Raw genomic sequence first — 13,255 nt, 5'->3', positions numbered from 1 at the left:
GGCCATCGCTTGGGTCCTTCCGGGAGGCCGCTGATTGTGAGCACGGTGACACCATCAGCCGATGAGAGATCAGACAACCGTCTGCGCATGCCGCGGTGGCTGACGTCTGAACATCCACTGCCCTGGCTGTTCCCGTGCATTTCGCTGCTGCTGGTGTTCGGGCTTTATCCGATCCTCTATTCGCTGTGGCTGACGATGTACAAACGCAACCCTGCGACGCGGGTTGAGACCTTTGACCCCGCGTGGAACTGGTCGCGGCTCTGGGCAGATGAACGGGTTTGGGATGCGCTTCAGGTGACCCTGACCTATACATTCGTGGCCATCATCTTGCAGCTGACGCTCGGCATGCTGATTGCGCTCTTGCTGGACACGGATCGCAAGGGGTTTAGCATTCTGCGCGCCTTAATGACATTACCGCTGGTGGTGCCCCCTGCCGTGACGGGTATGATGTTCCTGTTGATGTATGACGGCTCGTTCGGTGTGATCAGCCATGCGCTCTATGATCTCGGCATCATATCGAAAGACGCACCGCTTTTGGCGACAGGCTCTACGGCGCTGTTGGCCGTAATCATCGTGGATGTCTGGCAATGGACGCCGTTCATGGTGCTGATCATGCTGGCAGGCTTGCGCGCCCTGCCCAAAGACCCCTTTGAGGCCGCCGCGATTGACGGGGCAACGGATGTGCAGGCGTTCTTCAAGCTGACCCTGCCCATGATGTCCAAAATCATTGCACTGGCCGTCCTTATTCGGGGCATCGACCTGTTCCGCGTCTTTGACTACGTCAAGGTGATGACGGACAGCGGACCCGGCACCGCCACCGAAACCCTGACGGCCTACACCGGAACGATCTATTTCAAGAGCGCGAATTTCCCATTCGCCTCCACAGTTGCGATCTTTACGCTCTTGGTGGTGCTGATCGTTGCCAATGTCTTCATTAAAGTCTTCAAGGTACGCTTTTGATGGAACAGTCACGGCCCTTCATCATCGCGCGCTACGTTGCTGCCATTTCTATCGTATTGGTCTTTCTGTTCCCGATCTTCTGGTTCGCGCTGACCTCGATCAAACCGATTTCGGCGGTTTTCGACAAAGACGGCGTGATCTGGTTTGATTTTGTGCCGACGATGGAAAACTACCGCGTCACCCTGCTGGGCGAATCCTCGATTGATGTGAACCAGAACACCCGGTCGGATTTCGGCACCAGTGGTGGCAATTCCTATGACGGGCGCGGTTCGATCCTGTCGTCGATCATCGTCGCCGTCGGCTCAACCGTTCTGTCGGCAGGGATGGGGATGCTGGCCGCTTACGGCCTGTCCCGCATGAGTTTCCGGGGCTCGCAAGGCCTTTTGAACTGGGTGCTCTCACAGCGGTTTCTGCCGCCCATCGCGATCATCATCCCGCTGGTGTTCATCTTTCACGACATGGGCCTGCGTGACACCTATGTGGGGCTGATCATCGCCCATACGCTGATCAATATACCCATCGCCGTGCTTTTAATGAAATCCTTCATCGACGACATTCCGGTCGATATCGACCATGCCGCCATGATCGACGGTGCGACGCGCTGGCAGGTGTTCTGGAAAGTGATCCTACCGATGTCAAAAGGCGGTCTGGCGGCCACCGCGGTGCTCTGTTTCATTTTCTCTTGGACCGAATTTCTTCTGGCCCTGTTCCTTACAAGTTCGATCCGCACGATCCCGGTGAAAATCACCACCTTCGTGACATCCACGGGAAGCGAATGGGGATATATTTCGGCGCTTGGGACATCGGCCATCATACCGGGCTTTATCTTCATCCTGCTCGTTCAGAACCATCTGGTGCGCGGGCTGACGATGGGGGCAATCAAGGACTGATCTTTCTAACCCTCATCCGAGGGCAAAATACGGCTCAAATCATATCAGGGAGGTATCCAAATGAGCTTCAGGACCCACGACAAGCAGCGCTTCATCATAGACAGCGCCAATGACTTCACGAATAAACGCATCTCGAAACGGGATTTTCTGCGCAAAATGGGCATGGCAGGTGTCGGCATGTCGGCCTTCGCTGCGGGATCGCTCGGCGGTTTCCGCTCGTTTGGCAACATGGCAATGGCCGATGCCCACGGGGAGACGCCGGAGGATGTGGCAAATTTCCTGCGTGAAGCGGGCAAGCCCTTCGCCGGCACCACCATCCGCTACACGTCGGAATCAACACCGCCTACCGTTGTTCTGAACCAGCTGAAATCCGAGTTCACAGAGCTGACCGGAATCAATGTGGAAATCGAAATCGTTCCACTTGAGCAGGTTCTGGCCAAGGCGACACAGGACGTTCAGGGCCAGCTTGGCACCTATGACCTTTATTACCTTGATCAGGCATGGACTGCGACCTTCTCGCGCGACACGATTGATCCGCGTGAGTATTATGCGGACAAGCCTGACCTTGCCATGCCGGGCTTTGACTTTGATGACTTCTCGGAGCCATTGGTCGAAGGCATAAGCCTTTATCAGGACAAGTGGATCGGCCTTCCCTTCGACATTCCGATCTTTACGCTGATGTATCGCAAGGACATCCTTGAAAAGCACGGCATTGCCGTTCCAAAAACCTATGAAGATTTCACACAGGCTGTGGAACTGATCACCGCGGCAGAGCAGGAAAACGGTATTTACGGCACCGGGCTGCAGGCAAAATCTGGTCACTATTCTCTGGAATGTGACTGGTCACAGGCGGTCTGGGGCCATGGCGGGTCGATATTCGACGCGGACAAGATGTTCTCGGGCAATGACGCCGCAGGCGTCGAAGGGCTGGAGTGGTACATGAACCTGTTGGCAAATGCGCCAGCGAACTCCGTCGCCGCGACATGGGATGGCCAGTGGCAGATGGGTGCTTCGGGTCAGATCGCGCTCTGCCAGTCGTGGGCCGAATTCTTCCCCGGCTGGAACGCGGACGATTCCGCTGTGAAAGGTCTTTGGGAGATGACGACCCCGCTTCAGGGCCCGTCCAACCTGCGCGGTCGCGATGCGGTTGGCTTTGGTGAGATTCCAAACTGGGGCCATCAGGGTGGATCCTCGATCGCCCTGTCGCGTTATTCCAGCAACATCGACGCCGCATGGTTGTTTATGCAGTGGGCCTGCTCCAAGGACATCATGACACGCTGCACGCTCGCGGGTGGCTTTGCCCCGATGCGCACATCGTCTTACAACGATCCACGCATTCTGGAGCGCCAGAACCTTGAAGGGTCAGGAACCACCCGCCACCTCGGCACGGTTCTTGAGACGATCAACAACTACATGGCGTCCGAGCCGGACATGGCGATCTGGGCCGGTCTTGCGAACAATGAAATCCCGACCGAACTGGGCAAATTGCTCACCGGTCAGGACTATGACGGCAATGCCAAGGCCTGCATGGATCAGATCGCAAAACTGGTTGATCAACAGGTCGCCGAAGCAGAGCTTCGCTAAGTCTCTCAACCATGAAAAGCGCCGCCGCCTTCTCGGGCGGCGGCGTGTAAGTTGAATACGTCAAGGCAGCAGCGGATACGGAATGCTTTGGCAAGTAACCAAGTGGGCACACATATGGCGTCAGTGACAATCGCAGACCTGAAAAAGACCTATGGCAATGTTGCGGTCCTGCACGGCATCAATCTGGATATCGAAGACGGCAAATTCGTCGTCCTTCTGGGGCCTTCGGGGTGTGGTAAATCCACCCTTCTGCGCATGATTGCCGGCTTGGAAAGCATCAGTTCAGGCGATGTAAAAATCGCGGAGCGGCGCGTGAACGGTGTGCATCCCAAAGACCGCAATATCGCCATGGTGTTCCAGAATTACGCCCTCTACGCGCATATGAAAGTGCGCGACAACATGGCGTTTTCCATGAATCTGAAAAAGATGGACAAGGCCAAAATTGACGAAAGGGTCGCCTGGGCCGCTGGTATCCTGTCGCTGGAACCCTATCTGGACCGCTATCCCAAAGAGCTTTCGGGCGGGCAACGCCAGCGTGTCGCCATGGGCCGCGCGATCGTACGCGACCCTGACGTGTTTCTCTTTGATGAGCCTTTGTCCAACCTTGACGCCAAATTGCGCGTGCAGATGCGTACTGAGATCAAAGAGCTTCACCAGCGTTTGAAAACCACCACCGTCTATGTGACCCATGATCAGATCGAAGCCATGACCATGGCCGACACCGTGGTGATCATGCGCGACGGGGTGATCGAGCAATCAGGCTCCCCGCTTGATGTATATGACAATCCCAAGAACCTCTTCGTGGCGCAGTTCATCGGGTCGCCCGGCATGAATATCCTTGAGGGGATTGTCAAAACCGCTGGTGGCGAAACCGCGCTTGATATCGGCGGCGCCCGCGTTGCTGTGCGCGATGGTCTGGCCTTGCAAGACGGGCAGGCAATTCTGCTGGGTGTACGGCCCGAGCACCTCAGCCTGTCGGACACGGAGTCAGATTTGAAAATGATACTTTCTGTAGCTGAACCCACTGGCCCGGAGACACATCTTTATGGCAGGATCGGCGGCAAGGAAGCCTGTGTCATTTCACGCGAGAGACGCGATTGGGTTCCCGGCGAAACATTGCATGTCACCGTGGACAAACAGAACAGCCATATTTTCGACCAACAGTCGGAAACCTGTGTGACCAGTGCACCCTAAGGAACTGTGAAAGGCCGATTATGCCCCAAGCCCTCGTATTGGAAGAAAAGGGCAAGCTTGCCCTGCGCGAGATAGACCTCGACACCGACCTTGGTCCACATGACGTCAGAATTGCGGTTCATACGGTGGGTGTCTGCGGCAGTGATGTGCATTACTACACCCATGGGAAAATCGGCCCGTTTGTCGTAAAGGAACCGATGGTGCTGGGCCATGAGGCCGCAGGCACCGTGGTGGAGGTCGGCACCGCCGTGTCCCACCTGCAAAAAGGCGACCGGATCTGTATGGAGCCGGGTATTCCCGATCCGAACTCCCGCGCTGCCAAATTGGGCATCTACAACGTGGATCCAGCTGTGCGGTTTTGGGCGACGCCCCCGATCCACGGCTGCCTGACGCCTGAAGTCGTCCATCCGGCCAAATTCACCTACGCCCTGCCGGACAATGTGACCTTCGGAGAGGGTGCGATGGTCGAACCCTTTGCCATCGGCATGCAGGCCGCGTTTCGCGCGAAGATCAAACCGGGCGATGTGGCTCTGGTGCAAGGCGCTGGCCCGATCGGCATGATGGTCGCTTTGGCCGCATTGGCGGGCGGATGTTCCAAGGTGGTCATCACCGATTTTGCCCAGCCCAAACTGGACCTGATCGGCCAGTATGACGCCATTGTTCCGATCAACCTGGGCGATGACAACGCGGTTGCAAGGATCGAAGCCGAAACAGGCGGCTGGGGCTGTGATCTTGTATTTGAATGCTCAGGTGCGGCGCAAGCCATCCTGCAAGCCCCGCAATTTGTCTGCCCCGGCGGGGCCATTGTTCTGGTGGGCATGCCGGTGGAGCCTGTGCCGATGGACATCGTCTCCCTTCAGGCCAAGGAGGTGCGGCTGGAAACCGTTTTCCGCTACGCCAATGTCTATGACCGCGCCATCAATCTGATCGCATCGGGCAAGGTTGATCTGAAACCGCTGATTTCAGAGACATTCGCGTTTTCCGACAGTATTGCGGCCTTTGACCGGGCCGTGGAACAGCGGCCAACGGACGTAAAGCTGCAAATCACGTTTTGACGGGCTTAAAGCGTCATGCAAAAAACCTCGATCACGTAACGCTGCCTGAAATCAAAGATTTCAACGCGTTACGTGAGACCCAATGTTTCAGGTATTTCGTCAGACGCTCTAGACCACGGTCAGCACCGGGCACGGGTTTCATGGATTCCGCCAACACGCGCCGAAGCATTGTCAATGATCAAGGCACGCGCTGGATCACGCCTTGTTATAGGCGGCGTCCAACCGGTTAATCGCCTGCACATTTCCAGCCGAGTGCCCCTCGGGATCAAAATGGCTGGAGAGATAAGCATCCACAATATCCTTGGCCAGTTCCGCGCCGACAACGCGCGCACCCAGCGTGATGATCTGCGCATTGTTGGAGGTGGCCGCTTTGCCTGCTGAATAGGTATCATGGCATTGTGCCGCGCGGATACCCGGCACCTTGTTGGCCGACAGGCAAACGCCGATCCCGGTGCCGCAGACCAGAATGGCACGCTCAACCTCGCCCGCGATCACAGCATGAGCGACCCGGTTGGACAGGTCCGCATAAAACGCATCCGGGCCGTCCTGCGTGCGTGACATCTCGACCACGTCATGGTGCGCGCCAAGGTGCTCCGCGAGGGTTTTCGCCAAACCTTCGCCCGCGCTATCGCCTGCCACTGCAATTTTCATGTCGTTTCTCCCAAGTCCAAGGTTGCCGCAGATTTTTCCAGAATTTTCAGATAGCCGGTCGCGTCCCACGCCGCGCGCCCGATGAACAGCCCGTCAATGTGCGGGCAGCGGATCAATTCCTCGCAATTGTCCTGATTGACCGACCCGCCGTATAGGCAGGGCACCCGCCGTCCCAGCATCTCGCCTGCAACGTCGATGATCTCGGCCTGTCGCGCGTCGGCATATTCTGATGTCGCGGGGATGCCATGTTCACCAATCGCCCAGACCGGTTCATAGGCCAGCAAGACCGGCGCGGTGCCAGTAACCCGCGCCAGCGCGGCGCTGACCTGCGCGGCCAGCACCTCTTTGGCGCGCCCCGCCTCGCGTTCCTCCAGCGTTTCGCCGATGCAGATCAAGGGGATCAACTCATGCCGCACAGCCGCCGCCACCTTCAGCCCCACGGTCTCATCCGTTTCGCCAAAATGCGCGCGCCGCTCGGAGTGTCCCAGTTCCACAAGGTCCAAGCCGCAATCCAAAAGCATCGGTGCGGAAACTTCGCCCGTCCACGCGCCTGCATCCTCCCAATGCATATTCTGCGCCCCGACCTTGACCGAGGTATCGGCCAATGCAGCCTTGATGTCGCGCACGAAAGGAAAGGGCGGCACGACGAACCGCTGGATGCGCGGATCACGCGCACCATCCGCTGCGGCGAGCGCGCGGGCAAAATCCAGCCCTTCGGCAAGCGTCTTGTTCATCTTCCAACTGGTGCCAATCCAAAAAGACGGTTCAGACATGCGACGACCTCGTTTTAACCATCAGTATGGTGTTCATATGTTCAAATCCTGCACACCACTATCAATGTGCGGTGCCCAGAAGGCGATACTTTCCGCGATTTGACCAATCACTTCGCGGTCATTCGGTTCGCGCTCTTTGAAGGACAGCTCAAGACAGATTTCATTGTCCACCGCACCGCCCTCAGCCAAGGCCGCCAGCAAGGGTGCTGGCTGAATACGGCCCTGCGCGTTGAACGCGGCGGTAAAGGGGCGGTGGCCGCCCTTGTCCATCAGGCTTTGCTTGATGTGGATGATCGGGCTGACCTTTGGCACCGCGCGCGCCCAGGCATAGGGGTCATAGTCCGCCGGATCAGGGCTGGTCACATCGCCGTGGTCAATATCGGCCATCATCTTCATCGGGACGGCCATATCGGCAGCGTCCAGCCGGTCTTGCAACGCCAGGGCTGCTGCGATGGTTTCCCCGAATTCGCGCCCGATGCTCATCGGTTCCCAAAAAATGAACTCCAACCCGGCGCTTTTGGCGTGTTCCGCAACCTGCGCCCAGCACTCGATCGCCGTGTCGATCAGGGCGGCGCGCCGACTTGGGTCGTCGTAGTCGCTGTAGGTGAATATCGCGAATTGCGTACCAACCGAGGTGCCCCCCAATTCAGCTGTGATATCGGCAAAGGTCTTGAACCACTCGACGTAATAGCGCCGCACATCAGGGTCAGGATGGCCAAAGTGGTTGAGCCGTCCATAAGGCCCCGTCATGCCGCTGGTGACGCGCACGCCGGTGCGGCGCAAAGCTGCGCCCATCGTCTTGGTCAGCCGCGCGGCGACCGGAGCTGGCCAGCTTGGGTTGATGAATTCATGGGTCAGTTGCAGATCACGGATACGCAGATCCCGCGCGACGGTGTCGATCAGGTCGTCCGGCTGTGCAAAGCGGTTGACCAGCGGGTTCGTGTTCAGCGAAAGCGTCAATGCCATCGAGGCCCCTCCCAGCAAAAGCTCGGTATTATGAAATCGGGCATCGCCGTGGCGCGGCAATGCTCCAGCAGCGCATCCTCGGACAGACCGGCATGCAATCCGGTGCGCACCAAAGCCGTCGCAAAGCCCGCGGCCCGCCCCCCTGCGATATCATGTTCGGGGCTGTCACCAATGCATAAAATGCGTTCTGACGGCCCCAAAACCGCCTGCCCCATGCGGTAGATCAGCGGATAGGGCTTTCCAACCCACTCCACCGTGCCACCCAGTTCTTCGTAAAGCTGCGCAATGACCCCTGCCCCAAACCGCTGCCCCTGTGGCGTGAGCATTTTGATATCCGGGTTGGTGCAAAAAGCGGGCACGCCACGCTGCGCCGCAGGGGCCAGCCATCTGCGGTAATGCGCGCGGTCAAATTCATCTGCGCGGCTGCCTGCGATGATCAGCAGATCCGCCGCTGCGGCCTCATCCACCGGGGTCAGGTCAAGGCCTGCAACCGCCGACATATCCCCGTCACGCGCGTGAACCCAAACGGCGGCACCGGGGGCGATATCCTGCCCGATCCGGCCTTTGATTTCGGCAAAGGCGGCTTCCCCGGATGACATCACGGTGATGTAGCTATCCCGGTCAAACCCCAACCGCGTCAGGCGCGCCGAATTCGGGGCTGCACGCTTGCCGGAGTTTGACAAAAGCACCACCTGCTTGCCCATCCCCGTCAGGGTGGACAAGGCCGCCGCTGCCCCCTGATACGCCCCTGTGCCATCCAACAGCACGCCAAACTGGTCGATCAGAAACGCGTCATACTGCGGGGCAAGGGTCATCAAATCCGTTTTCATAGGGCCGACCGTGCCAAAAGCGCTGTGCCGAACGCGGCCTCACCGGACAGCGGTTCGGGCATTGCGACGGACAGGCGACGCGCTCTGATCCGGGTCCATGCTGCATTCGCAGAACCGCCGCCCACGGATCGAACGCTGCGCAAGTCGGGCGCACCAAGCTCAGCCAGCCGCGCGTAGGCCTGCGCTTCGATGTCTGCGATACCTTCGAACATGGCCTGCAGATGCGTGCTGTCCGCTGCCGGGCGCGGCCCCATGACCGGTGCGTGTTCCGGGTCACTGATCGGAAAGCGTTCACCGGGTTTGGCCAGCGGGTAATAAAATAATCCGGTGTCGGTCTCAGGGTCGATCCGGGTCGAAAGGGCCGCGATCTCAGGCGCGGAAAAGACCGACAACAGCGCATTGCCCCCGGTGTTGGACGCCCCACCCGCGAGCCAAAGGCCCAATATTTTATGGCTGTAGATACCGAATTGCGGCGCGAATACCGGCTGATCGGACAAGAGCTTGATCGTCAGCGTACTGCCAAGCGCCGTTACCCCATCCCCCGCCTGCGCCGCGCCCGTGGCCAGAAAGGACGCGCAGCCATCCGTGGTGCCCGCAACCACCGCGCAATCCGGGCTGAGGCCAAAGAGGTTATCTCCCACCTGCCCGACTACCGTTCCCGGTGCTACGACCTCCGGCAACACTGCCGGGTCGATCACCTCCGCGATCCAGTCGGGCCAACTGCCGCTGACGGGATCATATCCGGTTTTAAGCGCATTATTTTCGTCGCTGATCCAGCGCCCGCTGAACTGCCCGGCGATCCAGTCGGCCTGATGCACCACACGTGCGGGCTTATGCATCAGCAGCTGCACCGCCCGCGCCAGACCACTGGTGGCCCCGCGCGCTGCGGTTGTTTCGGGTGAGGCGGCGGTGATACGGTCCAACAGCTCCGCATCGGTACAGACGTCATTATACATCACACCGTCGGACAAGGGCACGCCGATGGCATCAATCGCCAGTATCGTGCCCGAGGTGCCATCAACCGCCATTGCACGTACATCGCGCGCGTCAACATCCTCCAGTGCCGCCAAGACCGCCTGTTCCGTTGCCGCCCACCAGACGGACGGGACGCGCGGGCTACCGGGGTGATCGGCATGGGCAGATTTGCCCGTGCTGACAAGATGCCCCGCCGCATCAATCACCACGGCCCGCGCGCCGGAGGTGCCCAGATCAATACCGAGGTAAAGCTCAGCCATTCAGCGCCTGCCGATATTTTTCGGCGTCCCAATCAAGCAATTCGCCATTTTCCGCCATGCTCAGATAGTTCAAAATGGCGCTTTCGGGCACGCGCGTCAGCACATCCCCAAGACACTGCGCAAGGGCCCATGCACCCACCGTTGCATCCGCACGCATGGCAGCCCCCTTACCCGGTATCAGGACAAAGGGCGGACTGTCGCCCATGGGCGGCGCGTCACAGGCCATGGCCCCCACGCCGCAGAAAATCACGTGATCGGGATACAGACTGCCACCCGTGGCCATCCCCAACAGCGCAGGATGGCAGGCCACCGCAGATAGGGAGGCCGGGCCCGCCACCCAGCCCTCAGGCAGATCGCCGGGCGGGGCCGCGCGCCGGGGCCGCGACTCCACGCGCAGCGCCTCAGCTACGCCGAGCAAAAGATCACCCGCGGCACCAACCGTATCGGCCGCGACGATCACGCCGTGATTGCCGAGAACGATGACATCGCAGCCTTGCCGGACCAGATCGCGCACCTGCCGCGCCAGGTTGGCCCCCGGTTTCGCATAAGGTGTGACGCCCCAGTTGAACCCGACCAGTTTTTGACCGATGGCAGCCACCGGGTCGGCCTGAATTGCATGCGCCAGCGTATGGACACAATGCACATGAAGCACGATGCGCTGCTCAAAAACCGCATGCAGCGATGTTTCGATCGAGGGGCGCAAGCCGTCCTGCGCCAGCGCAAACTCCATCGGCTGATCAGCGCGGGCCTCGCCCTTTTCCAGACTGGCCCGCATGGCTGGCAGATCACAGGCCACGAAGATATCTCGCGCCTCGGCATCGGCCAAAAGCGTGCCCGACGCCTTGATCCACATCACATCACCATCCTTGACGGATGTATTGCCCCCCGCCGCCTGTATCAGCATCGGATCGGCCCCGATCCGGGCGGACAGGCTGGCAAGCTCTGCCAGATCAGCGGGCTGCATCGTCATGTTTGCCGCTCCAGATTTTGCGCAACCCACGCGGTAAAGGCGTCGATCTGCTCAGCACTCATCTGCAAATTCTCCTTGGTGCGGCGGTACAGGATATCCTGCGCGGACATCGCCCATTCGTGGGTCGCAAGATAGCGCACCTCTGCCTCAAAGAGGCGTGGGCCGAATTGAACCCCCAGATCCTCCAGCGCGGTTGCATCCCCAAGGATCATCCGCATCCGCGTGCCATAAAGCCTGCCCCAGTGCAGCACCAGATCCGCCGGCAGCCATGGGTATTCGCGCTGTATATCCGCAACAAAGCGGTCAAAATCCGCGTCTGCAATATCGCCACCGGGCAGCGGCGCTTTCGCCGTCCAATCCGCGCCCATCTGCGGGAAAAAGCCGTCGAGCTTTTGCAGCGCATGTTCTGCCAGCTTGCGAAAGGTCGTAATCTTGCCACCAAAGACATTCAACAGCGGCGCACCGCCTTGTGTTTCAAGATCGAACACATAGTCGCGCGTCACGGCTGACGGGTTGCCCGCGCCGTCGTCATAAAGCGGGCGCACGCCTGAAAAGCTCTGGACCACATCGTCACGGGTCAGTTCCTGTTTGAAATAGCGGTTCACCGCCGCCAGCAGGTAATCAATCTCGCTCTGATCGGCTGTGACCGCTTCCGGCGCGCCATCATAAGCGATATCGGTCGTGCCGATCAGGGCCTTGTCACCCTCGTAAGGGTTGATGAAGATCACGCGTTTGTCGTGGTTCTGGACGAGATAAGCCTGCTGCCCCTCCCAGAATTTCGGCGTGATGATATGGGAGCCCTTGACCAGCCGCACATTGCGCTTGCTGTTGGTGCCGGTCACACGGCCAACAACATCCGTCACCCATGGGCCCGCCGCATTGACCAGTGCGCGGGCGGAAAAGGCGCGTGTGCCCTCTGGGCCCTGCACGGTGATGTCCCACCGATCCCCGTTGCGCCGCGCCGATGTGCAGGCCGTGCGGGTCAGAACCTCGGCCCCTTTTTCAGCGGCGTCCACCGCATTCAGGATCACAAGACGGCTGTCGTCGACCCAGCAGTCGGAATATTCAAACCCTTTGGTATACCCATCCTTGAGCGGCACCCCTTCGGGAGCGCGTCGCAAGTCCAACACCCTAGTGCCGGGCAGCTTTTTGCGCCCGCCCAGATTGTCATAGAGAAACAACCCCAGACGGACCAGCCAGGCAGGCCGATCATCCGGCGAATGGGGCAGAACGAACCGCATTGGCCAGATGATATGCGACGCGGCGTTGAGCAAGACTTCACGTTCGATCAGCGCCTCGCGCACCAGCCGGAATTCGTAATACTCAAGATAGCGCAGCCCGCCATGGACCAGCTTGCCCGACCGCGAAGATGTGCCCTGCGCCAGATCATCTTTTTCGCACAGCACAACCTTGAGGCCGCGCCCGGCGGCATCGCGCGCGATCCCTGCCCCGTTGATGCCGCCCCCGATGATGAAGAGGTCGCAGGGTTCGCTCATTGGGCGGTGTCCTTTGCCTGCACGCCGTAGCTTTCGAACCCTTTGGCGGTCTCTTCGATCTCGCCGTCGCTGAGCAACACCGGCCCACCAATCGCCAATGTATGAACATATTGATGCGCCAGCGCTTCCAGCTCACCCGCCAGCCAAAGCGCGCGCGTGAGGTCAGACGCCCCCACCACCATGCCATGGTTGGCCATCAGACAGCCATTGCGCCCCTCCATCGCCTCCAGAATATGCTCGGACAATTCTGCCGTGCCATAGCGGGCGTAATCGCAGACACGAATGTCGGGGCCACCAAAAGCCGCAATCATGTAATGCACCGCCGGGATCGGTTTGCGCGCGATGGCCAGAATGGTCGCATAGGGTGCATGGGTATGCACCACCGCGTTGATGTCCGGGCGCCCGCGCAGAATGTCGCGATGAAAACGCCACTCGGATGAAGGTTTGTTCGGCCCCTCCCAACCGCCATTGTCATCGTCCAGACGCATCCGGGCGATCATGTCCGGCGCAATCACGTCATAGCCGACAGCCGATGGCGTGATCAGCATATGATCCCCGTCGCGCATCGACACATTGCCCGATGCACCCCGATTAAGCCCGTCCGCTTCCAGCTTCTTGCAGGCTGTGATGATATCCTCGCGCTGTCCCATC

At 59.6% G+C, this 13,255-nt stretch carries 13 protein-coding genes; 5 read left to right on the top strand and 8 right to left on the bottom strand.

Features of this window, described 5'->3' with window-relative positions:
• The first annotated feature begins 36 nt into the window (after positions 1-36).
• The 5 genes from RLO149_RS04145 to RLO149_RS04125 all read left to right on the top strand — a co-directional run bounded on the left by RLO149_RS04145 (position 37) and on the right by RLO149_RS04125 (position 5,683).
• A complete protein-coding gene (locus RLO149_RS04145) occupies positions 37-960 on the top strand; it encodes a carbohydrate ABC transporter permease (protein WP_013960813.1) in 924 nt (307 codons plus the stop codon).
• Complete coding sequence (locus tag RLO149_RS04140) at positions 960-1,850, top strand: carbohydrate ABC transporter permease (RefSeq protein WP_013960812.1); 891 nt, start codon at positions 960-962, stop codon at positions 1,848-1,850. Before RLO149_RS04145 ends, RLO149_RS04140 begins: the two co-directional genes overlap by 1 nt.
• Before the next feature lie 60 nt (positions 1,851-1,910).
• Positions 1,911-3,434 (top strand): ABC transporter substrate-binding protein, encoded by a 1,524-nt coding sequence (locus RLO149_RS04135; RefSeq protein WP_013960811.1) that lies wholly within the window; start codon positions 1,911-1,913, stop codon positions 3,432-3,434.
• Between the two features lie 114 nt (positions 3,435-3,548).
• Complete coding sequence (locus RLO149_RS04130) at positions 3,549-4,628, top strand: ABC transporter ATP-binding protein (protein ID WP_013960810.1); 1,080 nt, start codon at positions 3,549-3,551, stop codon at positions 4,626-4,628.
• A gap of 20 nt (positions 4,629-4,648) precedes the next feature.
• Positions 4,649-5,683: an NAD(P)-dependent alcohol dehydrogenase gene (locus tag RLO149_RS04125; RefSeq protein WP_013960809.1), complete on the top strand. Its 1,035-nt coding sequence runs from the start codon at positions 4,649-4,651 to the stop codon at positions 5,681-5,683.
• Positions 5,684-5,878: 195 nt separating this feature from the next.
• Here RLO149_RS04125 and RLO149_RS04120 read toward each other — a convergent pair whose 3' ends face one another.
• The 8 genes from RLO149_RS04120 to RLO149_RS04085 are packed head-to-tail and all read right to left on the bottom strand — an operon-like array spanning position 5,879 to position 13,254.
• Complete coding sequence (locus RLO149_RS04120; RefSeq protein ID WP_013960808.1) at positions 5,879-6,334, bottom strand: RpiB/LacA/LacB family sugar-phosphate isomerase; 456 nt, start codon at positions 6,332-6,334, stop codon at positions 5,879-5,881.
• Complete coding sequence (locus RLO149_RS04115; protein WP_013960807.1) at positions 6,331-7,107, bottom strand: triose-phosphate isomerase; 777 nt, start codon at positions 7,105-7,107, stop codon at positions 6,331-6,333. The genes RLO149_RS04120 and RLO149_RS04115 overlap by 4 nt, the downstream gene beginning before the upstream one ends.
• A gap of 33 nt (positions 7,108-7,140) precedes the next feature.
• The gene (locus RLO149_RS04110; RefSeq protein ID WP_013960806.1) at positions 7,141-8,073 is read right to left on the bottom strand and encodes a sugar phosphate isomerase/epimerase family protein; all 933 of its coding nucleotides are present in this window, start codon (positions 8,071-8,073) and stop codon (positions 7,141-7,143) included.
• On the bottom strand, positions 8,064-8,903 hold the full coding sequence (locus RLO149_RS04105; protein WP_013960805.1) for a TIGR01459 family HAD-type hydrolase: 840 nt from the start codon (positions 8,901-8,903) through the stop codon (positions 8,064-8,066). The genes RLO149_RS04110 and RLO149_RS04105 overlap by 10 nt, the downstream gene beginning before the upstream one ends.
• The gene (locus RLO149_RS04100; RefSeq protein ID WP_013960804.1) at positions 8,900-10,138 is read right to left on the bottom strand and encodes an FGGY-family carbohydrate kinase; all 1,239 of its coding nucleotides are present in this window, start codon (positions 10,136-10,138) and stop codon (positions 8,900-8,902) included. Before RLO149_RS04100 ends, RLO149_RS04105 begins: the two co-directional genes overlap by 4 nt.
• On the bottom strand, positions 10,131-11,108 hold the full coding sequence (locus RLO149_RS04095; RefSeq protein ID WP_013960803.1) for a class II aldolase/adducin family protein: 978 nt from the start codon (positions 11,106-11,108) through the stop codon (positions 10,131-10,133). Before RLO149_RS04095 ends, RLO149_RS04100 begins: the two co-directional genes overlap by 8 nt.
• On the bottom strand, positions 11,105-12,604 hold the full coding sequence (locus RLO149_RS04090; RefSeq protein WP_013960802.1) for a glycerol-3-phosphate dehydrogenase: 1,500 nt from the start codon (positions 12,602-12,604) through the stop codon (positions 11,105-11,107). Before RLO149_RS04090 ends, RLO149_RS04095 begins: the two co-directional genes overlap by 4 nt.
• Positions 12,601-13,254, bottom strand: coding sequence for a class II aldolase/adducin family protein (locus RLO149_RS04085; RefSeq protein WP_013960801.1), 654 nt, complete (start codon positions 13,252-13,254; stop codon positions 12,601-12,603). The genes RLO149_RS04090 and RLO149_RS04085 overlap by 4 nt, the downstream gene beginning before the upstream one ends.
• Position 13,255 lies beyond the last annotated feature (1 nt).

Origin of the sequence: Roseobacter litoralis Och 149 (genome assembly GCF_000154785.2) — a bacterium.
Lineage (GTDB): Bacteria > Pseudomonadota > Alphaproteobacteria > Rhodobacterales > Rhodobacteraceae > Roseobacter > Roseobacter litoralis.
Note: the sequence above shows the minus strand (reverse complement) of the source record. Positions and strands in the feature narration are given on the sequence as shown.